Here is a 24779-nt window from a genome sequence, read left to right as displayed (position 1 = left end):
GGCGAGGGCGAACAGCAGCAGCCCTTCACCCGCGAGCAACCCAAGGTCGGCCGCAACGAGCCCTGCCCCTGCGGCAGCGGCAAGAAGTACAAGCAGTGCCACGGCGCGCTGTAGCCTGACGGTACAGGCGATGGCACAGCGTGAGCTGCTGGAGGCCCCGCTGCCGGTTGGCGGCATTCGTCTCGCCACGGTAGCCGCCGGCGTGCGCTATCAGGGCCGGCCGGACCTCGTGCTCCTCGAGGCCGCGCCGGGCAGCCGCTGCGCCGCTGTGTTCACGCGCAATGCCTTCTGCGCGGCGCCGGTTCATCTTGCCCGGGAGCATCTGGCGCAGGCCGCGCCCCGCTATCTGCTGATCAACACCGGTAACGCCAACGCCGGCACCGGCGCAGCCGGGCTTGCGGACGCCCGCGCCTGCAGCACTGCGGTTGCGGCGGCGGCGGGCGTGCGCGAGGAGGAGGTGCTGCCCTTCTCCACGGGCGTAATCGGCGAGCCGCTGCCGGTGGCGCCGATCACCGCCGCCGTGCCGCAGCTTCTCGCGGGTCTGGCTGCCGACGGCTGGGCGGACGCGGCGCGCGGCATCATGACCACCGATACGCAGCCCAAACTATGCAGTGCCCGGCTTACCGTCGATGGCACCGAGGTCACCGTCACCGGTATGGCCAAGGGCGCCGGCATGCTGCGCCCGGCTATGGCCACCATGCTCGCCTTCATCGCTACAGACGCGGCGGTGGCGCAGCCGGTACTGGACGCGGTGCTGCGCGAAGCCGTGGACTGCTCCTTCCACCGCATCTCTGTGGATGGCGATACCTCTACCAACGATGCCTGCGTGCTCCTCGCCACGGGCGCGGCCGGTAACGGCGAGGTCACGGACGGTGACAGCGAGGCCGCCCGCGCGCTGGCTGAAGCCGTGGGCGATGTCTGCACGCAGCTTGCCCAGGGCCTGGTGCGCGATGGCGAAGGGGCGAGCAAGTTTGTCGCTATCACCGTGGCTGGCGGCGAAGGCAGTGACGAGTGCCTGGCCGTGGCCTTCACTATCGCTCACTCGCCGCTGGTCAAGACCGCGCTCTTCGCCTCGGACCCGAACTGGGGTCGACTGCTGGCCGCCATTGGCCGCGCCGGCCTTGCTGACCTTGATGTCGAGACCGTGAGCGTCCGCTTGAACGACGTGCTCATCGCCGAGGGCGGCTGCCGGGCAGCGACCTACACGGAAGCGGCGGGCGCCGCCGCCATGGCTGAGGCGGAGATCCGCATCGATGTGGACCTCGGCCGCGGTGAGGCAAGCGAGACGGTGTGGACGTCGGATTTTTCCTACGACTACGTGCGTATCAATGCCGAGTACCGAACCTGACATGCAAACGCTCCAGGTTGCGGTGGCTGTCGTTGTAGATGGCGAGGGTCGGGTGCTCGTCGCCCTGCGCCCGGACGACAAGCACCAGGGCGGCCGCTGGGAGTTTCCCGGCGGCAAGGTCGAAGATGGTGAAAGCGTCACCGACGCGCTGGCGCGGGAGCTGGCCGAAGAAGTGGCCCTGGAGGTCGGCGGCACCGAGCCCCTGCTGGTCATCGAGCACGACTACGGCGACCGGCATGTCTGCCTCGATGTGCACCTGGTCACGGCTTACCGGGGGGAGGCGACCGGGCAGGAAGGACAGCCGCTGCGCTGGCTGCTGCCGGCGGAGCTTGATGCGGACGAATTCCCGGCGGCGAACGTGCCGATCATCGCCGCCATTCGCGAGCGGTTGGGGTAGCTAGCCTTCGCGCGCCAGCTCCGCCCGGGCCAGAAACTCCCCGTGCAGTTCCGCCACGCGCTCATCGAGATCCGCGAGCGTGCCGCTGTTATCGATGACAATGTCGGCGCCTGCGAGCCGCTCGGCCCGGGTCAGCTGGGCCGCCATGATCTTGCGCACCAGCTCGGCGTCGTTGCCGTCCCGGGCCACGGTGCGGGCCAGCTGCAGTTCCTCGGGCACATCCACCACCACAAGCACGTCTGCGAGGTCTTTCTGGCCGGTCTCCAGCAGCAGCGGCGAGCTGAGCACGCAGTAGGGCGAGGTGGCGGCCGCCAGCCCGCGGGCGATCTCTTCACCGATGAGCGGGTGGGTCAGCCGCTCCAGCCAGGCCCGCTCCGCCGGATCTTCGAAGACCAGGCGGCGCAGCGCGGCCCGGTTCAGCCAGCCGGCCGCGTCCAGGATGCCGGGCCCGAAGTGCTTGGCGATGGCCGCCAGCCCGGGCGTGCCGAGCTCGACGACCAGGCGCGCTGCCCGGTCGGCATCGATCACCGCAATGCCCGCGGCGGCAAAGCGGTCTGTCACTGCCGTCTTGCCGCTGCCGATGCCGCCGGTAAGGCCGACCACAAAACGCGTATTCATGGCTGCAGCATCCCGAACCAGTAGTGAATGATGGGGTCGCCCCAGAGCAGGGCGATCCAGCCGGCAGCGGCGAGGTAGGGCCCGAAGGGAATGGGCACATCGCGGCCGCGACCGAGGAGCACCATGCCGGCAATGCCGATTACGGCGCCCACGAGCGACGACAGCAGAATCACCAGCGGCAGCAGCTGCCAGCCCAGCCAGGCGCCGAGGGCGGCGAGGAGCTTGAAATCGCCGTAGCCCATGCCCTCCTTACCGGTGAGCAGCTTGAACAGCCAGTAGACGCCCCAGAGCAGCAGGTAGCCCGCCGCCGCGCCGGCCACCGCATCGGCCAGCGGCACGGTGCCCGTTGCCAGGTTGAACAGGAGCCCGGCCCAGAGCAGTGGCAGGGTGATGTCGTCCGGGAGGAGCTGGTGGTCAATATCGATGCCGGTGAGGGCGATGAGTGCCCAGCTGAAAACCAGGGCCGCAGCCGCTGCCAGCCCCGGCGCTACGTGCAGGGCCACGGCCACCGAGATCGCGGCGGTGGCGGCCTCTACCAGCGGGTAGCGCAGGGCGATAGGCGCCCGGCAGTCGGCACAGCGCCCGCGCAGGGCCAGGTAGCTCAGCACCGGAATATTGTGCCAGGGACGGATGGGCGCGCTGCAGGCGGGGCAGTGGGACGGCGGATAAGCGAGGGAGAAGGCCGGGACGTTCTCCTCCGGCAGCTCACCCTCGGCGAGGAGCTCGCGGCAGTCGCGCTGCCACTGGGCCTCGAGCATGCGCGGCAGGCGCAGGATCACCACGTTCAGGAAACTGCCGACCACCAGGCCGAGCACCCCCACGATCCCGACCCACCAGGCCGGGTGCTGCAGCAACCAGTCGACAATCACGCCGGCTGCTTAAACCACCGAGCCGAGCATGAAGATCGGCAGGTACATGGCCACCATGAGCCCGCCCACGAGCACCCCGAGGATCGACATGATGATCGGCTCCATGAGTGAGCTCAGGCTGTCGACGGCGTTGTCGACGGCTTCTTCGTAGTGGTTGGCGACCTTGTCGAGCATCTCGTCGAGCTGCCCGGACTCCTCGCCGATGGAGACCATCTGCAGGAGCATGTTCGGGAACAGCCCCGTGGACTTGATGGACTGGTAGAGCGTGGCGCCGGTGGTGACATCGTCGCGGATCTGCAGGATCGCCTTGCTGAAGACCGAGTTGCCGGCCGCGCCGGCGGTGGACTCGAGCGCCTCCACGAGCGGTACACCGGCGTTGAAGGTGGTGGCCAGGGTGCGCGCGAAGCGGGCGATAACGGCATCGTGGACGATGCCACCAATGACCGGCGCCTTCAGCGCCAGCTTGTCGATGGCTTCCGCGAAGGCCACCGAGCGCAGTTTTGCCTCGCGGATGCCCCAGACCGCGCCGAGCATGCCGATGAGGATAATGAACCACCATTTCTGCACGAACTCGGAGATGCTCAGCACCAGGAGTGTGAAGGCCGGCAGATCGGAACCAAAGCTTTGGAAGGTTTCGGCAAACTGCGGCACGACCTTGATCAGCAGGATGCCGGTAACGACGATGGCGACGATGATCACCGCCGTCGGGTAGGTCATGGCCTTCTTGATTTTCTTCTTGAGGGACTCGGTCTTTTCCTTATAGGTGGCGACCCGGTCGAGCATCACCTCCAGGCGGCCGGAGGACTCACCGGCGCTGACCAGACTGCAGAACAGCTCGTCGAAGTGCCGCGGGTGCTTGGCCAGCGACACGGCCAGGCCGGTGCCGCCGGCCACGTCATTCTTGATAGTGCTGACCAGCGTTTTCATGGAGGGGTTTTCGACCCCGTCGGCGACGATATCGAAGCTCTGCACCAGCGGCACACCGGCTTTCATCATGGTGGCCATCTGGCGGGTGAAGATGGCGATGTCCGCCGGCTTGATGGGCTTCTTGCGCGCGCTGAACAGCGGCTTCGATTTGCGCCGCACGGTTTTCGGGTTGATGCCCTTCTGGCGCAGCTGCGCGCGGGCAAGCGCCTGCGAGGGCGCCGTGATCTCGCCCTTGGTCTGCCGGCCGTTCTTGTCGGTGCCGCTCCAGATAAAAAGATCTGAGGTTGCCGTTGCCATCTGTCTTTCAGCCCTCGCTGGCGCGCCGCAGACCGGCGCCCCTTAAGCCTAGTCTATGGTAATGCGGTTCACTTCCTCGAGGCTGATCAGCCCGGCCGCACACTTCAGCAGCGCCGCGGTGCGCACGGAGTGAAAGCCGTGGGCTCTGGCCTGCTTGGCGATCTTCGTGGCATCCGCCTGCCCCATGATCAACTCGCTGATTTCCGGGGTGATGCGCACCACCTCATAAACGCCCACGCGCCCCTTGAAGCCGTCGCGGCAGACATCGCAGCCCACCGCTTTCATAAGCGTGGCGCCCTTGAGCATCTCGTCGGTGAAGCCTTCCTGCACGAGGACGTCATGGGGAATATGGTCCGCCGGCGCCTTGCACTCGTTGCACAGACGCCGCGCGAGACGCTGGGCAATGATCAGGCTCACGGAGGTAGCGAGGTTGAAGGTCGGTACGCCCATGTTGAGCAGGCGCGTGATGGTCTCGGCGGCGCTGTTGGTGTGCAGCGTGGACAGCACCAGGTGGCCCGTTTGTGCGGCCTTGATGGCGATCTCGGCCGTCTTCAGGTCGCGGATCTCCCCGACCATGATCACATCCGGGTCCTGGCGGAGGAAAGAGCGCAGCGCCTCGGCAAAGTCGAGGCCGACCCGCGGGTTCACGTGCACCTGGTTGACGCCGGAGAGGTTGATCTCCACCGGGTCTTCCGCCGTGGAGATGTTCCGCTCCGGCTCGTTGAGGATATTAAGGCCCGTGTAGAGGGAGACCGTCTTGCCGGAACCGGTGGGGCCCGTAACCAGGATCATGCCCTGCGGCTGGCTGAGGGCACGCAGGTACATCGCCTTCTGCTCCGGCTCGTAACCCAGAGCGTCGATGCCCATCTGCGCGCTGGTGGGGTCGAGAATCCGCAGCACGATCTTCTCGCCGAAGAGCGTGGGCAGCGTGTTCACACGAAAATCCACCGCGCGGTTGCGTGACAGGCGCATCTGGATGCGCCCGTCCTGGGGCACCCGGCGTTCGGAAATGTCCATCTGCGACATGACCTTCAGGCGCGCCGCCAGCCGCGGCGCCAGGTTGCGCGGCGGCCGCACCATCTCCTGCAACATGCCGTCGGTGCGGAAGCGCACCCGGTAGTCCTTCTCGTAGGGCTCGAAGTGAATATCCGACGCGCCCTGCTTGATGGCATCTACCAGCACCTTGTTCACAAAGCGGACGATAGGCGTCTCGTCGATGGCGCTGTTATCAGCCCCGTCGCCGCGCGCCTCTTCATCGACGGCACTGATATCAATATCTTCGAGCTCGCCGGCCTCCAGCTCCTCTAGGCCGCCGGCGAGGTCATCCTGCGCCGCTATCCACTCGCTGATCGCCTTGGTCAGGCTTCGCTCATCAACCAGGATCGGCTCGGTGCTGATCCCCGTGTGGAACTTGATTTCGTCCAGGGCGGCAAGGTTGGTAGGGTCTGAAACCGCAATGAAAAGACGCTTGCCGCGGTGGAAGAGGGGCAGCGCGTGGTGCTTGGTGATGAGCTCCTGCTCAACCAGCCCGTCAGGAAGGTTTTCCCGGTCGAAGGACTCCAGCTCAAAGCGCGGCGCGCCGAACTCCTGCGAGGCGACGCGGGCCAGCTCTTTACCATCGACGTTGACCGTTTCCACCAGGTAGCTGACGAACGGTACCCGCTGCTCTACGGAGGCCCGCTGCGCCTCCCGCGCCTGGTCGGCATCGATCAGGCCCTCCACGACGAGGCGCCCGGCGAGGCCGGAGGGCGGTGCTTTCGCCTGTTCGTTCATCGTGCCACCTTGGGGGCCGCCGGAGGGCGAACCGTGAGAATAACCTGAGTATACCTACAGGTTATGTGAAGATGTAGTGGTTAAGTGGTTGGAAATCCAGTCGATTTTTTGCGGGGATAACACTGGCTTGCCGGGCCTCCTGCGGTAGGGGCGGTGAGGCGGCCTTTACGGTGCCCTGCGCGTGATGCGGCGCGTTCGGCAACTAGACTGACAAAAAATGTCAGTCTACTCAAAAGGTCGTCAGCAAGTGCGCTGAGCCTTTGTGCTGCCCCGGCCCTGGCTTGCCCGGCGTGCAGAGCCCCGTTGAACGCTAATAGTCTGATTTAAAACAAGATAGTTGCCACTCCGGGATGCCTCAGAGGATTCATCGGGTACCTTGGTCCGCTAATTGCTTGGCAGGACGCAGGGTGGGCTTGAGGTGCCTTCTGGCTACTTCCACCGTCAACCTGCCTGGCTGTGCCGGCAGGATCACAAATGGGACCTATCGGAGACCATCATGAAAAAGCAACACTCAGCCCGCCAAGGCGGCTTTACTCTGATCGAGCTGATGATCGTGATTGCGATTGTTGGGATTCTGGCGGCGATTGCGTTGCCGGCTTATCAAGATTATACGGTTCGGGCGAAACTGTCCGAAGCTCTGGCGGTCGCTGCGGAAGGCAAAACGACAGTTGCGGAGTTCGTTGCGGCCAGGGGTGTCGTACCTGCTGACTCCGCGGCAGCCGGCATAACGACTGTAGGGTTCGGTCCGCAGTCTTATGTGAGCGCGACCGCATGGGCAGAGACATCTAGTACGGTAGGCGTCTACACAATCACATTGACAACGAACGCTACAGATATTCCGAATGACATACTCTCCGACACTTTCACGCTCACGGGTACCGTGGACCCGGCCTCGCGGAGAGTGAGCTGGGTATGTGCACCTGGAACTATTCCTCCCAAATACTTGCCGTCTTCCTGCCGCGGATAGGTTGTAAAATCCCATCGTAACCAGTCAAAAGTATTTTTGAAACGGAGCCCCGCATGCGGGGCTTTTTTTTGACGCGCGTACCATGCCGGTTGTGTGTAGTTTCGTTCGGCGAGTCCGTGCCCATGGCGACTAAAACTTGACAAAGGTTAATTGGATGCCTGTACGGGCAGTTTGCGGTTCCGATTCCATAGCATCTGGCTGTTTTAAGGTTAAGTGCGTGGTGGTGGTTATAGTTCTCGCGCTTGTGATTTCGGTGGTCTTTTCTCCTGGTGTTGGTACAGGCTATGTTTTTGACGATATAACATCCGTACTGCCGTTACAGCAATTAAGCCAACATCCGGAGCAGTTTTGGGCTTATGTCTTCAGCGATGTTTCAGGGTCGTTAGGCCGCCCTGTGTCGGTTGCCACATTCGCCTTAGAGAAGATCCTTCTGAAGAGCTCGTCAGATGTTAGTCAATACATCTCTATTTCGATTCACGTCTTGAATGCCGGCCTCGTTTTTGTTCTAACGCGATTATTGTTTTGTGAGGTGGGCCTTAATAAGCCCGCTATCTTGGCCTTCCTGGTTGCGATCATATGGGCTGTGTCGCCTCAAAAGGTTAGTGCTGTGCTCTACATCGTGCAACGGATGGCTTTGCTCGCGACGACTTTAACTTTACTTGCGCTGATATTTTATGCCTACGCCCGAGTTTCCGCTAAGCAAGCGCACAAGGTTCTGTTAACGATTTGCACCACGGTCTGTTTGATGTTGGCTCCGTTTGCTAAGGAGAATGGCGCCCTTGCTGTGCCTCTCATTGCGGCGCTTGAGTTATTTGTTTTTTCCAGGGGTTTGCGCGGCGTTAGGGCTGGCAGGCTCGCGGCGCAGGGTGTTCTTTTGTTTGGCTTTGTCCTGTTTCTGGCTTGGGCATTTAGAGTTTATTTGAGCGAAGCCGATTATTATGCGACTAGGGCCTTTGATTATGAAGAGCGGTTGCTTTTCTCGGCAGTGAGCCTTGTCGATTACGCGAGGCAGTTTTTTTTACCTGAAACAAGTAGAATGGGCCTTATACATGATGACTTTGATTTGGCCCTGAGATCCATGCAAATTGGTATGAGTCTCGTGGCAGTCTCGCTGATGGTCGCGCTGCTAGTTTCGTTGGTTGCCACGGGGAAGGGGGGGGTTGTAGGGTTCTCCCTTGCTTTTTATTTTATCGCACATAGCTTGGAAACGTCTTTCCTTCCTCTAGAAGTATATTTTGAGCATCGAAACTACCTGCCTAGTGTCGGGCTTGCGGTTCTGTGCGTCTTTTTTATTGCGGGTGGGATTTCGAGGGGATTTAAGCTCAACGTTCCTTTTGCATTGCCTAGTTTGTTTCTATTTAGTGTGGTGACCGCGTTCTCTACTTTTAGCTATGCCCATGAATGGAGCTCGTATAGAAACCTAGTGTCGCATCACCTGCAGGGACATCCACGCTCGTCTAGAGCCAATTCCGATTTTGCCTTGGTTGTTGCGGGCTCTGGGGACCTCGAGCGCGCAGCGGTACACATCGACAGAGCAATAGAGTACAGTCGAATTAGCAAGTCATCCAAACCTATGGGTGATGCAGATAGGGTTATCTTGAAGGTGGCCGCTGCCTGTTTATCAAATCGGCGACTGGACCAAGCTCTGCTTGATATTTCTAAACTATCGTTAGACAACGCTATTTTAAGCGGCGGCGTTAATCTTCTGACTCGAATGTTTAGGGATTCAGCTTGCACTAACGGGAAGTGGTCTTTGATTTCGGATTGGCTTTTCAGGCTCGTGGAGAGTACCCTCCAAAATGGTGGTGCGCTTCGGTGGTACGTGTTGAAAGATCTTGCTGCATTTGAGCGGGAACGCGGAAATTTTTCTCGTTCCTACGTATACGCGAGTATGGCATCGGAGAAAAGACCGGTGGATGGTACGTTGGCGGTGTTGAAGCTTGAGGCTGCGGTTCGGGCAGGAGATCACAGGGCTATCTTTAACGAGCTCAAGACGATGAAGAAATTAAGGGAAGATGGTTATTTGAGGCCCGTTGAAGTGCTCTACTATGAAAGACATGCCAGCCTTTTGGATTCCGGAGGCTGAGTATAGCTCGGAAAAGAATGCCCATTGATGAAATATTTCATTGTTTCGAAGGCCTATCCCATGTCGATTGTTAGCTCAAATCTAAACGTCGTCGATATATTTGGAGGTTGGAGTTGAATGTACAGGTTGTGTTGCCCTCTAGAAATGAAAGCTTGCATTTAGCGAAACTTCTTCCAAGGATAGCGCAACTCGATTGTGTTGGCAGGATCATCGTTGTTGACGACGGCTCAGTTGACGCGACATTGAGCGTAGCCGGTCAGTGTGGCGTAACGGTGATCAGGCAGCCCTACCCAAAAGGCAATGGAGCTGCGATTAAGCGGGGGGCTCTCGCCGCTGACGCAGATTATGTTGTTTTTATGGACGCTGATGGTCAGCATGATCCCGAAGATATCCCTAAATTGTTAGCGAAGGCGGCTGAGGGTTATGACATGGTTGTTGGGGCCAGGCATAGTTTGTCGTCTCAAGCTAGTATCTTTCGTTGGGGCGCAAACAAGCTATATAACCTTTTGGCGAGTTGGATGGTGGGGCAGAAAATCGATGACCTAACTTCAGGCTTTCGTTTAGTAAATCGAAAAAAGTTTCTGAGCTTTCTTTATCTTCTCCCTAATGGGTTCAGCTATCCGACTACTTCCACCATGGCGTTCTTTCGAGCTGGATATTCCGTTGGATTTGTCCCAATCAGGGCCGGCAGGCGATTAGGAAAGAGTCACATCAGCTTCTGGCGCGACGGTATACGCTTCTTTTTGATTATATTCAAAATCGGCACCTTGTACTCACCTCTTAAGGTTTACTTTCCTGTATCCGTATTGATGACTAGCCTTGGCGTGCTTAACTACGCATTTTATGCTCTTAGTGCAAACTCTCTGCGGTTCAGCAATATGAGTACACTGCTAATGCTTGTAGGCATCATTGTCTTCCTAATGGGGCTGCTTTCCGAGCAGATCACAAATCTTCAGTATAAGAATATTCGGTATGAATCTGAAGCGCTGGATGATGAGTCGCGGTCGTCGGGTCACTAAGGATCCTCTGATCTGATGGTGAAAAGTTCAAACAGTACCCTGCCCGAGGTCTCGGTCAACAGATCTGGCCTGCAGGCTGGCGTTCGTAAGCCCGCCGTCTACGCTCTTTCGTAAGCGTCCGGTGATCACACGTTGACCGGCGGGTTCCAGTTGTGCGGCAGCAGCGCCGCCAGATCTGACTGCCTCGCCGTCGGCAATCGGTCAAGCACATCCCGCAGGTGGGCCTGCGGATTGAGGCCGTTGATCTTCGCGGACTGGATTAGCGTCATCACGTTGGCCGCGCGCTGGCCGCTGCGCAGGGAACTATCGGTGGCAATCCAAGTACGGTTGCACTTGGAATAAACATTCGTGACCTGGAGCAAAGTAATGAAGTTTTGCTGCATTACGCCATGCCTCAACGCCGAGATGTACCTCAAGCAGACCATGCTGTCCGTGCTTTCGCAAGGAGCTTGGGACGAGGGGCATGTCCTTTACTATCGAATTCAGGACGGTGGGTCCTCGGATGGCACGATAGAGATTGCGAACCATGTTGCGACTCAATACCACAATGGTCGCAGTGTTCATATTCAAATCGAGAGCGTTGAGGACGACGGAATGTATGACGCGCTTGCGATTGCGATGGATGAAGCTCCCGCTGCTGACGTGTATCATTACTTGAACGCAGGTGATCTTGTTGCTCCGGCAGCGGCTTCGAGTGTGGCTCGAGCGATGGCGCGCGAGGGTGTCGACTGGGTAACCGGTATGCAAGTCGTGATCAATGAGAACGATGCCGTAATTCGTGCAGCTCTTCCATTCGACTATGACGCTCGTCTTTTTCACGCCGGAGTCTATGGGCGGTTCTTGCCTCACCTACAACAGGAGTCAACATTTTGGTCTAATCGCCTTCAGCATGCCATAAAGCTCGAGGCATTGAAGACGTATCGATTGGCGGGAGACCAGTTTCTTTGGTCATCTTTCTTTCGTATCGCGCCGTTGTATACTGTGCGTGCCTTCCTAGGTTCTTTTCGTTGTCACGAAGGGCAGCTCTCCGAACAGTTTGCGAGTGAATATCTGGCAGAAGCGAAGGGCCTGTGGCACTCTTTGCCGTTTTCATGTTACCGTAAGCCGGCATATCACCTGCTGATTCATCTGTTTTCGGACAACATCCGGGCCAGGGCTTCAAGTCGTATTATTGAGGACGGTGCAGAATGATTAGTGACAAGCTTAGGGAAATCACTTTTCACGGAATTGGCACCTTTGCATAGCTGGGTGGCCCAGAGTCTTGTAGACCCAGGTAGGAAGCCAGGCTGTTTTAGACAAGACACCAAGTCCGACCCCGTAGTGTTTTCTAAATAAGTGCGCTTTGGCTAGCTCGAATTCCCTGTCATGGCTGTGCCGGCTTATACCGGAGGTGTTGTTGTACAAGCACACGTCGAGTGGTAGATACTGATAGGGGACCGCCGCCATCAACTCGATATTCTTGGCCCAGTCTGCGAAGACAGGAAATCGCAGGTCAAATGGCCTGCTAGCCAAGACGTCTCGTGGGAAGAATATGCCTTGGTGGCAGATGTTTCGATAGATCAACTTAAAAGGGCCGAAAGGGCCATCGTAACGTCGACCGTCTCCGGAGAAGATAGTATTCGCATAATAGACTTTGCCCAAGTCTACCAGTGAATTAAGGCACGGTGCGAAGCCGGGTAACAAACGGTCGTCTGCCCCAAGGAAATGGACCCAGCCGGACCGGCAGGCTATCACCGCCTGGTTCATAGCGTCGTAGACACCGGCGTCCTTCTGAACGCTGACTTCCATTCCGGGGACAGCCAACCCGTTTGCGATCTTGACGGTATCGTCCGTCGATGCCCCGTCCTGAACTCTGATTGCTATGGTTTCTCCCAGGTAGCTACCAACCGTGGCTAAGATTGAGTTGAGACATGCTTCGATATGCGCCGAAGCGTTAAACGTCGGAATGATGATGGTGAGCTTCAAATTCAGCCTCGCACAGAGATAAACTCGGTTTCTCAGCAGGTTCCATTCATTGCCTCTGTGGGACGCGTTCACCTTCACCGTACCTCTGGAATTCCGTACGCCCATAGCAGCGAGATTTTATGGTGTAGCAGACGGAATGGAGCGAAGAACTCGCCAAATCTGACACGGCGTCTCCGCTGCACGTCTCGACGCAGGGCGCATAATCTCTGGTGGTCACGGATAGGTTCCACAACGGCTGGTATATAGATGCCCCAAAGGAGCGCCGGGTTCCAACGAATGATGCTAAGGACGATCCCTTCAATGAGCAGCAGCAAAAACTGGGGCAGCAGCAGCATGATGCTGCTGTCCGGATAGCAGATTGCGATCACACGATTTTTGTTGAGCTCGCTCAATGCACGCCGGTGCAAGGAGCTCTGAAGCTTCTTATCCTTGACCTTGCCGCCGCCGAAAGAGTAGCCGACCGCATGGTCGTAGCCGCTTTCATCGACCGCCACCACGTGCCGCCCCAGAAGCCTCGCGCAGCAGCACAGGTACGTATCCTCCGCGATAGAGCCGAACCAGTTGGGGAATCCCCCAATGCCCTCCCAGAGTTCGCGGGCGATCCACAGGCAACTACCCATGACCATAGCCACCTCGCGCGTCCCTGGTTTGGTATTGGGGATCGGGTTGGCAAAAAGATCCATGAACATCCCGCGGTCCAGTAGCTCGCCGGTCTGCATGTTGTACTGCGGAAGCGTGAGTATGCCTGCATCCGGGTTTCCCTCCTGGAAGGTGAACAACGTCTGCAGAGCCCCTGCGTGCAGGCGTGTGTCGTTGTTGAGCAGGAGCAGGTAGTCGCCGCGTGCCGCGGCCGCCATCCGGTTGTTGCTGGTGCAGAAGCCAACGTTTGTTACCGAGGTCAGCAGCGTAACGTTCGGGTAGAGCTCCTTGAGGATGGCCACCGAGTCGTCGCTGGAGCAGTCGTCGTGGATGAGAATCTCCACCGGAAAGTCGGTGATCTGTGCCATGACAGAGGAAACGCAGGCCTCCAGGACGGCATCGCCGTTGTAGTTGGCGATGCAGATAGAGACGATTGGTTTGAGGGATACCTCTCTAAAATCCATTGTCAACTATGCACTCGGTTCCTTGCCGCGTATACATAAAAGCTAGCACAAGCCGGCACTTCGCGTTTCATTGCTTTCTCGATTTCTGCTTTTCACGCGCACTTGTTGCGACAGCTTCATTTAATAGCTTAGCGTAGGCATCGTTGACGTTGGACCAGGAAAACCTATGAAGACTCTGTTGGAAAAGTGGTTCGTATCGCTCTAACAATTCTGCGCTAGAGAGTGCTAAAATCTCCGATATTGCGCTTGCCAGTGCCGGAGGGTTTGCCGGTCGCACTCTCTGCCTACTGTCGGGCAATACATCCCGAACCGCAGCTACGTCTCCAGCCAGCACCGGGCAGCCACAACCTAGTGCTTCCACCAATACCAATCCAAGGCCCTCCTGGTCCCCGGTCTGAGCCGGGGCGAACGGCGCGACGAATAGCCCGCACTGGCGGTAAAGCTTTGGCAGGGATTCCTGTGGAGCGGCACCGAGAAAGCTCACTCTACCGTTGATGCCTAGCCTCGCCGCCATCTCCCTCAGCAACAGTTCCTCGGGTCCGAATCCCACAATAGTTAGCGTAACGTCGGGATGTTTCTCAGTAATGAGTGGCAGTGCTTCAAGCAGGTAATTTACCCCTTTCTTCTCCACCAGCCGTCCTACAAAAAGAAGTTGTTTTGGGATCCTCTCTACTGTGGGATCAGGGGTAAAGCGCACTTCTAGGTCTACGCCCATCGGTCTGACAAGCGCTTTGCCGTCAGGGATATTTAACTCGCTGATCGCGCTCGCCATTGCCTCGCTAACAACAGTAACCGTTGTGGCCTGGGCGCACACCCAGCGCTTAACGAGCCGAAATAGAGAGCCTCTTAAGGCAAACAGATCGGCCCCATGTGCGGTAAGGACGAAAGGTGTTCGAAAGAGCTGTTTTACAAGGGCGATTGTAAGCCCTTGGGGTAGTATCCAGTGTGCGTGAACGACGCGGGGTCGGAGCCGCAGCAGCGCCCTGAATGTTGCAAACAATTGTGCTAGGAAGAAAGGTGGTATCAGAAGCCACTTCCAGCGGTGGCGACCTAGGTTGCTCATAATGCCACCGTCATTGATGAGCGACTGTAGTTGCGTGGGCGCGTAGCGAAAGCGCTCTACTGCCACCCCATCCAGAACTTCTCTCCTGCGCGCGCCGGGTGCGTGCGGCGCTAGGACATGTACTTCGAAACGGTCGTTCAGCCTGCGTGCCAGTTCATGCACAAATCCCGGTTCGTGATCGCCAGACCAGCGTGGATAGGTTGACGCAAGCACCAAAAGACGAGGTTTGTTTCCCTGTGGGGTGAAGCACGCCATTGTCTGGTTTGGCACCCCGAAAAAAGACTGCGCCCGTTTCGGCGGTGGTGTGAGATCATCCGGTCCGAGAAACCGAAAGGAGTCTAGCACTTTACCGCGATAATGACTTCACGCAGAGTGTTGCTTCGATCCTGAGTACCGATGCCCATGTGCGCAATACCGGTGCTGTATGTCCATAGATATGTTTTGCTCAGGGTGCACGAGGCCTCTATTGGAGGCCTCATCATTGCGCTGAGTGCAGCAGCTCAGTACGGCACCGGCAACGCCAACGTCTCCTTGACCTGCTCCATCGCCACATAGCTCGTCGACTCCTGCACCCCCGGCAGCGTGAGAAGCGTTTCCCCCAGGAACTTCCGGTACGCATCCATATCCGCCACTCGCGCCTTGATCAGGTAGTCGAAGTTCCCCGAAACCAGGTAGCACTCCTGCACCTCCGGCAGCGCACCGGCGCTGCGGGCGAACTCCTCGAAGATATCTTGCGACGTGCGGTTCAGGCGGATCTGTACGAAGACGACGAGGGCAGCATTCAGCCAGGTGGGGTCGAGGCGGGCGTGGTAGCCTCGGATGGCGCCTTCGCGCTCGAGGCGGCGTACGCGCTCTTTGCAGGGGGTCGTGGTCAGTCCCACTTCCCGGGCGAGGGCGGCGATGCTGAGCCGGCCATTGCGCTGCAGGACGCGCAGGATGTTGCGGTCGATGCGTCCAAGTTGGTGAAGCTTCTTTTCCATTACATTGTTCCGTTATTTTGAGGGCTGAATCCCCACTATATGGTTATATCTTAGCCTGAAGGTGATAATAAGACAAAAATAGTAGGCAAAAAAACTGCTTGATGGAGCAATATATAGCGTAAATATCCATTCCGGGGAAGTTACGCTCTCCGCAAGAGCGGGCCATCCAGGCCTGCATCCCAGGTCTGCAATGGAGGAAGCCCTGTGCTGATCGGTGTCCCGAAGGAAATCAAGAACCACGAGTACCGCATCGGCTTGACGCCGGCCGGGGTGACGGAGCTGGTGGACCACGGTCACCAGGTGATGATCGAGGCGGGCGGCGGCGCGGCCATCGGCTTTGCGGACGAGCAGTACAGCGGCGCGGGTGCTGGTGATCGGTGGTGGTGTGGTGGGCACGAATGCGGCGCGCATGGCCATGGGCCTGGGGGCTGATGTGACGATCCTCGACCGCAACGTGGAGCGGCTGAAGGAGCTGGATGAGTTCTATGGCGGGCGGCTGAAGACGGTGTACTCCACCCGCGAGGCCATAGAGCGCCTGGCGGTGGAGGCGGACCTGGTGATCGGCGCGGTGCTGATCCCCGGTGCGGCAGCGCCGAAGCTCATCAGCCGTGAATTGGTGTCACGGATGAAGCTGGGGGCGGTCCTGGTGGATGTCGCTATCGACCAGGGCGGTTGTTTTGAGACCTCCCGGCCGACGACCCACGATGCGCCCACGTATGTGGTGGATGATGTGGTGCATTACTGCGTGGCGAATATGCCCGGGGCGGTGGCGCGGACGGCGACGCAGGCGTTGACGAATGCGACGTTGCCGTATGTGGCGCAGTTAGCTAATAAGGGAATTGTTGAGGCGTTGTTGGGGAATGAGCACCTGCTGTGTGGGTTGAATGTGCATGCGGGGATGGTGACCTATGAGGCTGTTGCCTCGGCGCTGGGGTATGAGTTTGTGGGGGCGCGAGAGGCGTTGACGGCGGGGGGTTAGCTTCGGCGGGGGTTGAAGCCGGCCTTGCGGCCGGGGTCGCTACGAGGCGTCGCTCCTACAGGGGGCATGGTCTGTAGGACGCACGACTCGTGCCGACCGCCCGGGTTGGCCGGCCTTTGGCCAGGGTCGCGACGGGTCCCCTGGTCCGGGCGAGTCGCTCCTACAGAGGTGTGGGGTCAGGCGCCGAACTTCGCCTTGGCCTCGCGGCGGCGGGCGTGGAGGACGGGCTCGGTGTAGCCGGAAGGCTGCTCGCGGCCAAGGAACACCAGGTCGCAGGCCGCCTGAAAGGCCACGCTGTCGTCAAAGCCCGGCGCCATCGCCCGGTAGGCCGGGTCGCCGGCGTTCTGCTGGTCGACCACCGCCGCCATGCGTTCCAGGGTCTCGCGCACCTGGGCTTCGCTCACCACCCCGTGGTGCAGCCAGTTGGCGATGTGCTGGCTGGAGATGCGCAGGGTGGCGCGGTCTTCCATGAGGCCTACGTCGTTGATGTCCGGCACCTTGGAGCAGCCCACGCCCTGGTCCACCCAGCGCACCACGTAGCCGAGGATGCCCTGGCAGTTGTTGTCCAGCTCGCGCTGGATGGCGGTGGCGTCGAGGCCTTCGGCGCCGCGCAGGGGAATTTCCAGCACATCCGCCAGGCTGGCGGGTGTGCGGCTGGCCAGTTCCTGCTGTCGCTCGGCCACGTTTACCGTGTGGTAGTGGATGGCGTGCAGCGTCGCCGCGGTGGGCGAGGGCACCCAGGCGGTGCTGGCGCCGGCCCTGGGGTGGCCGATTTTCTGCTCGAGCATGGCGGCCATGAGGTCCGGCATGGCCCACATGCCCTTGCCGATCTGGGCGTGGCCCGGCAGGCCGCAGGCCAGGCCTACGTCCACGTTGCGGTCTTCGTAGGCGCTAATCCAGCGCTCGGCCTTCATGTCGCCTTTGGGCGTCATGGCGCCGGCTTCCATGCTGGTGTGTATCTCGTCGCCGGTGCGGTCGAGGAAGCCGGTGTTGATAAAGGCCACGCGCTCGCTCGCCCGGCGGATGCACTCGGCGAGGTTGATGGTGGTGCGGCGCTCTTCGTCCATGATGCCGAGCTTGAGCGTGTTGCGGGGAAGGCCCAGGGCGTCCTCGATGCGGTCGAAGAGGTCCACGGTGAAGGTCACTTCGTCCGGGCCGTGCATCTTGGGCTTCACGATGTAGACGCTGCCGTGGCGGCTGTTGCCGAGGCCTTCGCTGCGCTTGAGGTCGTGCACGGCGATAAGCGCCGTGAACATGCCGTCCATGATGCCCTCGGGGATCTCGTTGCCCTCGCTGTCGAGGATGGCATTGTTGGTCATGAGGTGGCCGACGTTGCGCACGAACAAGAGGCTGCGCCCGGGCAGTACCACGGGCTCGCCGTCTGCGCCGGTATATTCGCGGTCCCCGTTCAGGCGCCGGGTGACGGTCCTGTCGCCTTTGGCGAAGCTGTCGGTGAGGTCGCCTTTCATCAGGCCGAGCCAGTTGCCGTAGACCACGCACTTGTCGTCGGCGTCGACGGCGGCGACGGAATCCTCGCAGTCCTGGATGGTGGTCAGCGCCGCCTCGAGCACTACATCTTTCACGCTGGCGGCGTCGTCGCGGCCGATGGGGTGCTCGCTGTCCAGCTGGATTTCCGCATGCAGGCCGTTGTGCGCAAGGAGTACGGCGCTCGGGGCGTCGGCGTCGCCTTGGTAGCCCCGGAACTGGCCCGGCTCGGCGAGGGCGCTTTCCCCGTCGCCGAGGCCCACCGTCAGCGCACCGTCGACGATACGGTAGGCGGTGGCATCCCGGTGGCTGCCGTTGGCCAGAGGGAAGTGCCGGTCGAGGAAGTCGCGGGCAAAGGCGATGACCTTCGCGCCGCGCACCGGGTTGTAGGCGCCGGCGCGTTCGGCGCCGTTGTCTTCCGGGATCACGTCGGTGCCGTAGAGCGCGTCGTAGAGGCTGCCCCAGCGCGCATTGGCGGCGTTGAGGGCGTAGCGGGCGTTCATTACCGGCACCACCAGCTGCGGGCCGGCGAGGGTGGCGACCTCGGGGTCGACGTTCTCTGTGGTGACGGTGAAGGGCTCGGGCTCGGGCAGCAGGTAGCCGATCTCTTCGAGGAAGGCGCGGTAGGCGGCGCGGTCGTAGTCCCGGCCCGGGTTGGCCCGGTGCCAGTCGTCGATCTGCTGCTGCATGGTCTCGCGCGTTGCCAGCAGGTCGCGGTTGCGTGGGCCGAAGTCGGCCAGCAGCTGCGCGAGGGCCTGCCAGAAGTCGGCGGGCTCTACCCCGGTGCCGGGGGCGATGGCGTGCTCGAGGAGGTTCGCGAGGGGCGTGGCGACCTGGAGGCCGCTGCGGGTGACGCGCTGGGTCATGGCTGCGCTTCCTGTGAAGATGATTTGACGGGCAGTCTAGGGAAAGTGCCGGAATTCCCCAAGGCTATCACTTTTATCGCCGGCATAAGCTCGCTGAATATTGCCTAGGCCGGCGGCGGCTCCCCGGCCAGGCTCCGCGCCGTATCGACGATCACCTTGCGCAGCCAGCGGTTGGCCGGGTTGTGCTGCAGCAGCGGGCTCCAGGCCATCTTCAGCTCCAGCGGGGGGATCTCCAGCGGCGGGTCCCGCAGCACGACCCGCGGGTTGTCGCGCTTGAGCAGCGCCGCGCGGGTGGGCAGGGTGACCACCAGGTCGTTCTGCTCGGCCAGGGTCATGGCGGCCTGGTAGTGGCGCGTGAACACGCGGATCTGCCGCTTTTTGCCCAGGCGGTTCAGCGCCGCGTCCACCCAGCCCAGGCGCTGCACGTCGTCCGGGTCCACCCCCACACCTACGCCCATGCCGGTCTTGCTCACCCACACGTGGTCCGCCTTGAGGTAATTCTCCAGGGTGAAATCCTTGAGCAGGGCGTTCTCCGGGCTCAGCAGGCAGGAGAAGCTGTCGCTCCACAGATGGATCTGGTGAAAGGACTGGGGCATGGCGTCGAAGCGGTTGATGACCATGTCGACCTTGCCGCGCTCCACGTCAAGGAAGCTCACATCGCTCGGCGTCATGATGTCCAGGGTCAGCCCCGGTGCCTCGTTGCGCAGCCGGCCGAGCACGCCGGGCAGCAGCGTCGACTCGGCGTAGTCGCTGGCCATAATGCGGAACACGCGGCTCGCCGAGGCCGGCTCAAAGGCCGTGCGCGGCTGCACGGCGCGCTCGATGTTGGTGAGTACCTCGCGCACCAGCGGCTCGAGCTCCAGGGCCCGCTCCGTGGGCGTCATGCCGTCGGAGGTGCGCACCAGCAGCGGGTCGTCAAACAGTTCCCGCAGCCGGCGCAGGCCGTTGCTCATGGCCGGCTGCGAGAGGTTCAGCTGGTGCGCGGCCTGGGTAACGTTGCGCTCGCGGAGGAGGGCGTCGAGGTACACCAGCAGGTTGAGGTCGATGCGGTTGAGTTGCATGGGCTTGTATTCAGCAAATGAATGGTCATCATAGCAACCCCGCGATGGGATGAATACGACACCGGCGCTACCCTGCGTCGTGGCGTGTGGCCCCTTATACTTGCCGGCGCCGCGGCAGCTGCTGCCCGCCGCTCAGGCCCGACAGACCGCAGGAGACAGACCATGGATAACTACCGCGCTCCCCTCGACGACATGCGCTTTCTGATTGACGAGGTGCTGGACGCCGGCGCCGCCCTCGGCGGGCTCGCCCCCTTTGCCGAGCTGGGCGTGGGGCCGGACCTTACCGGCGCGCTGCTGGAGGAGGGCGCCCGCTTCGCCGGGGATGTGCTCGCGCCGCTGCGCCGAGTCGCCGATGCCCACCCGGCAACCTGCGAGGATGGCAGGGTCACCCTCACCCCCGGCTACGCCGAGGCGCTGACACAGCTCGCCGCCGGCGGCTGGTTCGGGATTGCCGCCAGCGCTGAGCATGGCGGCCAGGGCCTGCCGGAGCTTTACGGCACGGCGGCCTGCGAGATGTGGAACAGCGCCGACATGGCCTTTGCCCTGGCGCCCTTTCTGTCCAGCGGTGCGGCCCTCGCCATTGAAACCCACGGCACCGAGGAGCAGAAGGCGCTCTACCTGCCGAAGCTGCACAGCGGCGAATGGACCGGCACCATGAACCTCACGGAGGGCGGCGCCGGCTCAGACCTCGGCCCCCTCAAGACCCGCGCGGTGCCCAACGGCGACCACTACCTGGTCACCGGCCAGAAGATCTACATCACCTGGGGCGACCACGATGCCGTGGACAACATCGTTCACCTGGTGCTGGCGCGGCTGCCCGATGCGCCGGCGGGCAGTAAAGGCATCTCCCTGTTCATCGTGCCCAAGTTCCTGCCCGATGCCGACGGTAACCCCGGGGAGCGTAACGACGTCTACCCCGTATCCACAGAGCACAAGCTCGGTATCCACGGCAGCCCCACCTGCGTAATGGCCTACGGCGACAACGGCGGCGCCGTGGGCTACCTCGTGGGCGAGGAGAACCGGGGCCTGGCCTGCATGTTCACCATGATGAATGAGGCCCGGCTGAAGGTCGGCCTGCAGGGTCTCGGCGCCGCCGAGGGCGCTTACCAGAAGGCCCTGGCCTACGCCCACGAGCGCGTACAGGGTGGCGTGCCGATCATCCGCCACGCGGACGTCAAGCGCATGCTGCTGACCATGCGTGCCTTCAACGAGGCCATGCGCGCCCTCGCCTACAGCGAGGCGATCACCATGGATCTCGCCCGCCACGGGGAAGAGAGTGACCGCGCCGCGCAGCAGGCGCGCATCGACCTCATGATCCCGGTGATCAAGGGCTGGATGACGGAGCTCGGCGAGGAGATCGCGTCCCTTGGCGTGCAGGTGCACGGCGGCATGGGCTATGTCGAGGAGACCGGCGCCGCCCAGTACCTCCGCGATGTGCGTATTACCTCGATTTATGAAGGCACCAACGGCATCCAGGCGGCCGATCTGGTCAGCCGCAAGCTCGGCCGGGACGGCGGCGATACCATGCGCGCGTTGACCGAGTCGGTCCGCGAAACGGCCCGCGCCCTCTCCGGGGACCCGGCGCTGCGCCTCATCGGCGGCGCGCTGGCCGCGGCGGCGGCGCACCAGGAAACCTCCACGGAGCGGCTCGTAGCGCTCCTGGCCGAGCGCCCCGACGCGGCCCGGGCCCTGGCCTTCGACTATATGATGCAGACCGGCTACCTGTTCGGTGCCTGGCACCTGTTCCGCGGCGCCGCCGTCGCCCAGGACCGGTTGGCGGCGGGGAGCGACAACCCCTTTTACGCGCAGAAGGTGGCCACCGCGAACTTCTACGCCGAGGCCCTGCTGCCCCGTACCCGCGCCCACGGCGCGATCATTGCCGGTGAGGCGAGCGCGCTGGAGGCCTTCGCAGAGGAGTGGCTGGCATGAGCGGCACCGGCATCAGCACCCCGGACCTCACCGACGACCACGCCGGCGCCCGGGCGCTGGAGCTGCAGTGGCGCAACTTCGGAGGTATCGCGGCCTTCGGCGGGGCGGCGGTGACCGTCAAGTGCTTTGAAGACAACTCGCTGGTGAAATCGCTGGTGCAGGAGCCCGGGGAGGGGCGGGTCATCGTCGTCGACGGCGGCGGCTCCCTGCGCCGGGCGCTCCTCGGCGACATGCTCGGGGCAGACGCGGTAAAGAACGGCTGGGCCGGGCTGGTCATCCGTGGCGCCGTGCGCGATGTCGACGAGCTGGCGACGATGGCTCTCGGGGTCAAGGCCCTGGGCTGCTGCCCGCGCAAAACCGACAAGCGCGGCGAAGGTCAGCAGGATGTGCCCGTGAGCATCGGCGGCGTGATCATCAGCCCCGGCGATTATGTTTACGCCGACAACAACGGTGTCATCGCCAGCCCTGAACCCCTTCTCTAGGCCCCTTGTGCGTTAACCCCCTTGTGCTTCAGGCCCCTCGTGGAAGGGGCGTCGCCGAGCGCGCCGGGGGGAGCGGGGTCTCGCCCCGCCAGGGTTTGCCGCAACCGCCCCCCTTCAGCCCAGGCGCAGCGACAGGTCCAGGGCCTTGAAGTCCTTGGTGAGGGCGCCGATCGATACGTAGTCCACCCCGGTAGCGGCGATCGCCGGCAGCGTGGCCTCGGTGACATTGCCCGAGGCCTCCAGCTCGGCGCGACCGGCGGTGGCCACCACGGCCTCGCGCAGGGTGGCGAGGCTGAAGTTGTCCAGCATGATGCGGTCCGCGCCTGCGGCGAGGGCCTGGCCGAGTTCCTCGGCGTTCTCCACTTCCACCTCCACCGGCTTTCCCGGCGCCAGCGCCCGGGCCGCGGCGACTGCCGCGGCGATGCTGCCGCAGGCGGCGATATGGTTCTCCTTGATCAGGAAGGCGTCGAAGAGCCCGACGCGGTGGTTGTGGCAGCCGCCGCAGGTCACGGCGTACTTCTGCGCCAGCCGCAGGCCGGGAATGGTCTTGCGCGTATCGAGGAGTTTGAGGTCCGTGCCGGCGACCAGGTCTGCGTAGTGCCGGGCCCGGGTGGCCGTGCCCGAGAGCGTCTGCAGGAAATTGAGCGCCGTGCGCTCGGCGGTGAGCAGGGCGCGCGCGGGGCCGGTCACCGTGAGCAGGCGCTGCCCGGCGCTGATGCGGTCGCCGTCGTCGGCGTCCCAGCTCAGCCGGCAGCGTTCGTCGACGGCGCGGAACACGGCTTCTGCCCAGGGCCGCCCGCAGAGCACGCCGTCTTCCCGGGTGATGAGCTGGCCGGTCGCGGTGGTGCACTCGTCGACCAGCGCGGCGGTGATGTCGCCGCTGCCCACGTCTTCCTCGAGGGCGCGGGCGACGTCGGCGTCGACGATGTCCTGGGGTACGCGGGTGACGTTGTGCATGGTTCGCCCTCGGTTGCGGGGCGCGTAGCATAGCAGCCGCCGCCGGTCCGCTGTAGGCGGCATGTTTACCGTCGGCGCCGCGGGGCCTATGATGAAAAAAACAGGCCGATCGCGGATTTCCGGGGTGGATGCCGGGGTTGCACTGTTCCGGGGTGAGCGCGGGAGAGTTCTCTCAGTCGCTCCACGATATTCGCTTGGTGAGAGAACTCTCCCGCTCTCCCCCCTGACGCCTACCGTACTTCCTCGCCAATCGGCACCACTCAGGAAGTGGGGGTAAGCACGGAGGTAGGCGCGGCTGCAGGCGGGTGCCCCCATCAAGCGAATATCGTGGAGCGACTGGGGGCACCCGCCTGCGGGCGCGTCGGCAAGCTAAGACGACCTCACATCATGGAGCGCCCCGGCCTGGTAACGTTGGGGGGGGATAAACCCGCCATCCGCCCCGGAAACAGCGATGAACCGAACAAAGAGGACCATGTGATCATGGCCTACACAGTGACCCGGGGCCGCGTGGCGGAAGCAGTCTGGTGCCCCTCGCCGAACTGCAACGAGCGGCCCGCGGGTGCCAGCCCCGAGCTTATCGTGCTGCACAATATCTCCCTGCCGCCGGGCGAGTTCGGTGGCGGTCATGTGCAGGCGCTGTTCTGCAACCGCCTCGATCCCGCCGTGCACCCGTTTTTCGAGGAGGTGGCGGGGCTCTGCGTGTCGGCGCATTTCCTCGTCGACCGGCGCGGGCGCCTCACGCAGTTCGTGAGCTGCGACCGCCGCGCCTGGCACGCCGGCATCTCCACCTGGTGCGGCCGCGACAACTGCAACGACTTCAGCATCGGTATCGAGCTCGAGGGCACAGACCACACCCCCTACAGCGACGCCCAGTACGCCGTGCTGGGAGGGCTGGTGCCCGCGCTCTGCTCAGCCTATGCGACCCTCGGCGCCGCGCGCATCACCGGCCATAGCGATATTGCCCCCGGGCGCAAGACAGACCCGGGCCCCGCTTTCGACTGGGAGCGCCTGAGTGCGCTCCTCGCCGGTGCCTGCGCATGAACTTCCTGGCCCTGGTCGTCGCCCTCGCCCTGCAGCAGTTTGCCGGCCCCTATGCCCCCTGGCACCGGGACGGCTGGTTCGCCACCTGGTGGCAGTGGCTGGAAGCCCGCGGCGCTGCCCCGGCGCTGGCTGCGGCGACCGCCGTGCTCTTGCCGTCGCTGGCCGCGCTCTGGCTGCTCGCTGTCTTTGGCGGCTGGTTCTTCGGCCTCCTCGGCCTGGCGCTGTCCGTGCTGCTGCTGCTCTATGCACTCGGCCGTGGTGACTTCAGCGGTCTGTTTGCCGATCTCCGTGCCCACTGCGGGGCCGGTGATGCCGAGGCCGCCTGGCTCTCGGCGGTGACGGCGCTGCCCTGGCTGGAGGCCGGGGGCGATGGTGAGGGCCTGTCTCCCGGCGAGGAGCTCCGCGCGGCCCTGCTCTACGAGGCCTGCCAGCGCTGGTATGCGCCGGTGTTCTTTTTCGTGCTCGCGGGGCCGGCGGGGGCCTTCGCCTACCGGCTCCTGCAGTTCGCCGCCGCGCGCAATGCGCCCGCCCGGCGGGCTCTCGCCCTGGCCGATTGGGCGCCCGCCC

The 24779-nt window shown here is 62.3% G+C and carries 24 protein-coding genes and 1 pseudogene; 13 read left to right on the top strand and 12 right to left on the bottom strand.

What is annotated here, in order from left to right:
• The 3 genes from HRUBRA_RS15810 to mutT all read left to right on the top strand — a co-directional run.
• Positions 1-114, top strand: a 114-nt coding sequence (locus tag HRUBRA_RS15810) for an SEC-C metal-binding domain-containing protein (RefSeq protein ID WP_201771606.1), incomplete at its 5' end; no start/stop codon positions are given.
• Between the two features lie 16 nt (positions 115-130).
• Positions 131-1348: a bifunctional glutamate N-acetyltransferase/amino-acid acetyltransferase ArgJ gene (gene argJ / locus HRUBRA_RS12615; RefSeq protein WP_035517719.1), complete on the top strand. Its 1218-nt coding sequence runs from the start codon at positions 131-133 to the stop codon at positions 1346-1348.
• Position 1349: 1 nt separating this feature from the next.
• Positions 1350-1745 carry an 8-oxo-dGTP diphosphatase MutT gene (gene mutT / locus HRUBRA_RS12610; RefSeq protein ID WP_035517718.1) on the top strand — a complete coding sequence of 132 codons (396 nt, stop codon included), beginning with the start codon at positions 1350-1352 and terminating at the stop codon, positions 1743-1745.
• On the opposite strand, the gene coaE is transcribed toward mutT, so the two are convergent.
• Genes coaE through pilB form a run of 4 tightly spaced genes read right to left on the bottom strand, consistent with a single transcriptional unit; the run spans position 1746 to position 6229 of the window.
• A complete protein-coding gene (gene coaE / locus HRUBRA_RS12605; protein WP_035517716.1) occupies positions 1746-2363 on the bottom strand; it encodes a dephospho-CoA kinase in 618 nt (205 codons plus the stop codon).
• Positions 2360-3232, bottom strand: a complete 873-nt coding sequence (locus HRUBRA_RS12600; RefSeq protein ID WP_236629869.1) for a prepilin peptidase — start codon at positions 3230-3232, stop codon at positions 2360-2362. Before HRUBRA_RS12600 ends, coaE begins: the two co-directional genes overlap by 4 nt.
• A gap of 9 nt (positions 3233-3241) precedes the next feature.
• On the bottom strand, positions 3242-4456 hold the full coding sequence (locus HRUBRA_RS12595) for a type II secretion system F family protein (protein WP_035517714.1): 1215 nt from the start codon (positions 4454-4456) through the stop codon (positions 3242-3244).
• A gap of 48 nt (positions 4457-4504) precedes the next feature.
• Positions 4505-6229, bottom strand: coding sequence for a type IV-A pilus assembly ATPase PilB (pilB, locus tag HRUBRA_RS12590; protein WP_035517713.1), 1725 nt, complete (start codon positions 6227-6229; stop codon positions 4505-4507).
• Between the two features lie 496 nt (positions 6230-6725).
• Here pilB and HRUBRA_RS15045 point away from each other — a divergent pair, with 496 nt between their 5' ends.
• The 3 genes from HRUBRA_RS15045 to HRUBRA_RS15040 all read left to right on the top strand — a co-directional run bounded on the left by HRUBRA_RS15045 (position 6726) and on the right by HRUBRA_RS15040 (position 10301).
• Positions 6726-7196: a pilin gene (locus tag HRUBRA_RS15045; protein ID WP_035517707.1), complete on the top strand. Its 471-nt coding sequence runs from the start codon at positions 6726-6728 to the stop codon at positions 7194-7196.
• Between the two features lie 217 nt (positions 7197-7413).
• Positions 7414-9282 (top strand): hypothetical protein, encoded by a 1869-nt coding sequence (locus tag HRUBRA_RS12580; protein ID WP_144244472.1) that lies wholly within the window; start codon positions 7414-7416, stop codon positions 9280-9282.
• Between the two features lie 113 nt (positions 9283-9395).
• Positions 9396-10301 (top strand): glycosyltransferase family 2 protein, encoded by a 906-nt coding sequence (locus tag HRUBRA_RS15040; protein WP_084592643.1) that lies wholly within the window; start codon positions 9396-9398, stop codon positions 10299-10301.
• A gap of 125 nt (positions 10302-10426) precedes the next feature.
• Here HRUBRA_RS15040 and HRUBRA_RS12575 read toward each other — a convergent pair.
• Positions 10427-10606 (bottom strand): annotated as a pseudogene (locus tag HRUBRA_RS12575) (transposase domain-containing protein); the annotation flags it as partial.
• A 61-nt stretch (positions 10607-10667) separates the two neighbouring features.
• Here HRUBRA_RS12575 and HRUBRA_RS12570 point away from each other — a divergent pair.
• Positions 10668-11492: a glycosyltransferase gene (locus HRUBRA_RS12570; RefSeq protein WP_084592642.1), complete on the top strand. Its 825-nt coding sequence runs from the start codon at positions 10668-10670 to the stop codon at positions 11490-11492.
• A 21-nt stretch (positions 11493-11513) separates the two neighbouring features.
• Here the strand turns inward: HRUBRA_RS12570 and HRUBRA_RS12565 are convergent, their stop codons facing one another.
• The 4 genes from HRUBRA_RS12565 to HRUBRA_RS12555 form a co-directional block, all read right to left on the bottom strand.
• On the bottom strand, positions 11514-12266 hold the full coding sequence (locus tag HRUBRA_RS12565; protein ID WP_161787616.1) for a glycosyltransferase: 753 nt from the start codon (positions 12264-12266) through the stop codon (positions 11514-11516).
• A gap of 74 nt (positions 12267-12340) precedes the next feature.
• Positions 12341-13369, bottom strand: a complete 1029-nt coding sequence (locus HRUBRA_RS12560) for a glycosyltransferase family 2 protein (protein WP_035517694.1) — start codon at positions 13367-13369, stop codon at positions 12341-12343.
• Positions 13370-13436: 67 nt separating this feature from the next.
• Positions 13437-14687, bottom strand: a complete 1251-nt coding sequence (locus HRUBRA_RS15035; RefSeq protein WP_084592640.1) for a glycosyltransferase — start codon at positions 14685-14687, stop codon at positions 13437-13439.
• Between the two features lie 245 nt (positions 14688-14932).
• On the bottom strand, positions 14933-15412 hold the full coding sequence (locus tag HRUBRA_RS12555) for an Lrp/AsnC ligand binding domain-containing protein (protein ID WP_035517692.1): 480 nt from the start codon (positions 15410-15412) through the stop codon (positions 14933-14935).
• Between the two features lie 204 nt (positions 15413-15616).
• Here HRUBRA_RS12555 and HRUBRA_RS15825 point away from each other — a divergent pair, with 204 nt between their 5' ends.
• Positions 15617-15844, top strand: coding sequence for a hypothetical protein (locus HRUBRA_RS15825; RefSeq protein WP_456107051.1), 228 nt, complete (start codon positions 15617-15619; stop codon positions 15842-15844).
• Positions 15777-16391, top strand: a complete 615-nt coding sequence (locus HRUBRA_RS12550) for an alanine dehydrogenase (protein ID WP_456107050.1) — start codon at positions 15777-15779, stop codon at positions 16389-16391. Before HRUBRA_RS15825 ends, HRUBRA_RS12550 begins: the two co-directional genes overlap by 68 nt.
• 176 nt (positions 16392-16567) lie before the next feature.
• On the opposite strand, the gene HRUBRA_RS12545 is transcribed toward HRUBRA_RS12550, so the two are convergent.
• Both HRUBRA_RS12545 and HRUBRA_RS12540 read right to left on the bottom strand, forming a co-directional pair.
• On the bottom strand, positions 16568-18742 hold the full coding sequence (locus HRUBRA_RS12545; protein WP_035517690.1) for a malate synthase G: 2175 nt from the start codon (positions 18740-18742) through the stop codon (positions 16568-16570).
• 104 nt (positions 18743-18846) lie between these two features.
• Entirely contained in the window at positions 18847-19803 is a 957-nt protein-coding gene (locus tag HRUBRA_RS12540) for a LysR family transcriptional regulator (RefSeq protein ID WP_035517688.1), read from the bottom strand.
• A gap of 162 nt (positions 19804-19965) precedes the next feature.
• Between HRUBRA_RS12540 and HRUBRA_RS12535 the strand changes: the two genes are divergently transcribed.
• A complete protein-coding gene (locus HRUBRA_RS12535) occupies positions 19966-21732 on the top strand; it encodes an acyl-CoA dehydrogenase (RefSeq protein WP_035517686.1) in 1767 nt (588 codons plus the stop codon).
• The gene (gene rraA / locus HRUBRA_RS12530; RefSeq protein WP_035517685.1) at positions 21729-22214 is read left to right on the top strand and encodes a ribonuclease E activity regulator RraA; all 486 of its coding nucleotides are present in this window, start codon (positions 21729-21731) and stop codon (positions 22212-22214) included. Before HRUBRA_RS12535 ends, rraA begins: the two co-directional genes overlap by 4 nt.
• 114 nt (positions 22215-22328) lie before the next feature.
• Here the strand turns inward: rraA and nadC are convergent, their stop codons facing one another.
• The gene (gene nadC / locus HRUBRA_RS12525; RefSeq protein WP_035517682.1) at positions 22329-23171 is read right to left on the bottom strand and encodes a carboxylating nicotinate-nucleotide diphosphorylase; all 843 of its coding nucleotides are present in this window, start codon (positions 23169-23171) and stop codon (positions 22329-22331) included.
• 480 nt (positions 23172-23651) lie between these two features.
• Between nadC and ampD the strand changes: the two genes are divergently transcribed.
• On the top strand, positions 23652-24212 hold the full coding sequence (ampD, locus tag HRUBRA_RS12520; RefSeq protein WP_035517720.1) for a 1,6-anhydro-N-acetylmuramyl-L-alanine amidase AmpD: 561 nt from the start codon (positions 23652-23654) through the stop codon (positions 24210-24212).
• Positions 24209-24779: regulatory signaling modulator protein AmpE (gene ampE / locus HRUBRA_RS12515; RefSeq protein WP_035517681.1), on the top strand; the 571-nt coding region annotated here is incomplete at its 3' end. The genes ampD and ampE, both read left to right, overlap by 4 nt.

Source organism: Pseudohaliea rubra DSM 19751 (assembly GCF_000764025.1).
In the GTDB taxonomy this organism is placed as follows: Bacteria; Pseudomonadota; Gammaproteobacteria; order Pseudomonadales; family Halieaceae; genus Pseudohaliea; species Pseudohaliea rubra.
The sequence above is the reverse complement of the archived record's forward strand: the minus strand, read 5'-3'. Positions and strand labels throughout refer to the sequence as shown.

Bases quoted from the DNA above. Each gene is read 5' to 3' on its own strand.
- HRUBRA_RS12540 (WP_035517688.1), bottom strand. From the start codon at position 19,803: ATGCAACTCAACCGCATCGACCTCAACCTGCTGGTGTACCTCGACGCC.
- HRUBRA_RS12545 (WP_035517690.1), bottom strand. From the start codon at position 18,742: ATGACCCAGCGCGTCACCCGCAGCGGCCTCCAGGTCGCCACGCCCCTC.
- HRUBRA_RS12535 (WP_035517686.1), top strand. From the start codon at position 19,966: ATGGATAACTACCGCGCTCCCCTCGACGACATGCGCTTTCTGATTGAC.
- rraA (WP_035517685.1), top strand. From the start codon at position 21,729: ATGAGCGGCACCGGCATCAGCACCCCGGACCTCACCGACGACCACGCC.
- HRUBRA_RS15035 (WP_084592640.1), bottom strand. From the start codon at position 14,687: ATGGCGTGCTTCACCCCACAGGGAAACAAACCTCGTCTTTTGGTGCTT.
- HRUBRA_RS12570 (WP_084592642.1), top strand. From the start codon at position 10,668: ATGAAGTTTTGCTGCATTACGCCATGCCTCAACGCCGAGATGTACCTC.
- nadC (WP_035517682.1), bottom strand. From the start codon at position 23,171: ATGCACAACGTCACCCGCGTACCCCAGGACATCGTCGACGCCGACGTC.
- pilB (WP_035517713.1), bottom strand. From the start codon at position 6,229: ATGAACGAACAGGCGAAAGCACCGCCCTCCGGCCTCGCCGGGCGCCTC.
- HRUBRA_RS12595 (WP_035517714.1), bottom strand. From the start codon at position 4,456: ATGGCAACGGCAACCTCAGATCTTTTTATCTGGAGCGGCACCGACAAG.
- mutT (WP_035517718.1), top strand. From the start codon at position 1,350: ATGCAAACGCTCCAGGTTGCGGTGGCTGTCGTTGTAGATGGCGAGGGT.
- argJ (WP_035517719.1), top strand. From the start codon at position 131: ATGGCACAGCGTGAGCTGCTGGAGGCCCCGCTGCCGGTTGGCGGCATT.
- HRUBRA_RS15045 (WP_035517707.1), top strand. From the start codon at position 6,726: ATGAAAAAGCAACACTCAGCCCGCCAAGGCGGCTTTACTCTGATCGAG.
- HRUBRA_RS12560 (WP_035517694.1), bottom strand. From the start codon at position 13,369: ATGGATTTTAGAGAGGTATCCCTCAAACCAATCGTCTCTATCTGCATC.
- coaE (WP_035517716.1), bottom strand. From the start codon at position 2,363: ATGAATACGCGTTTTGTGGTCGGCCTTACCGGCGGCATCGGCAGCGGC.
- ampD (WP_035517720.1), top strand. From the start codon at position 23,652: ATGGCCTACACAGTGACCCGGGGCCGCGTGGCGGAAGCAGTCTGGTGC.
- HRUBRA_RS12555 (WP_035517692.1), bottom strand. From the start codon at position 15,412: ATGGAAAAGAAGCTTCACCAACTTGGACGCATCGACCGCAACATCCTG.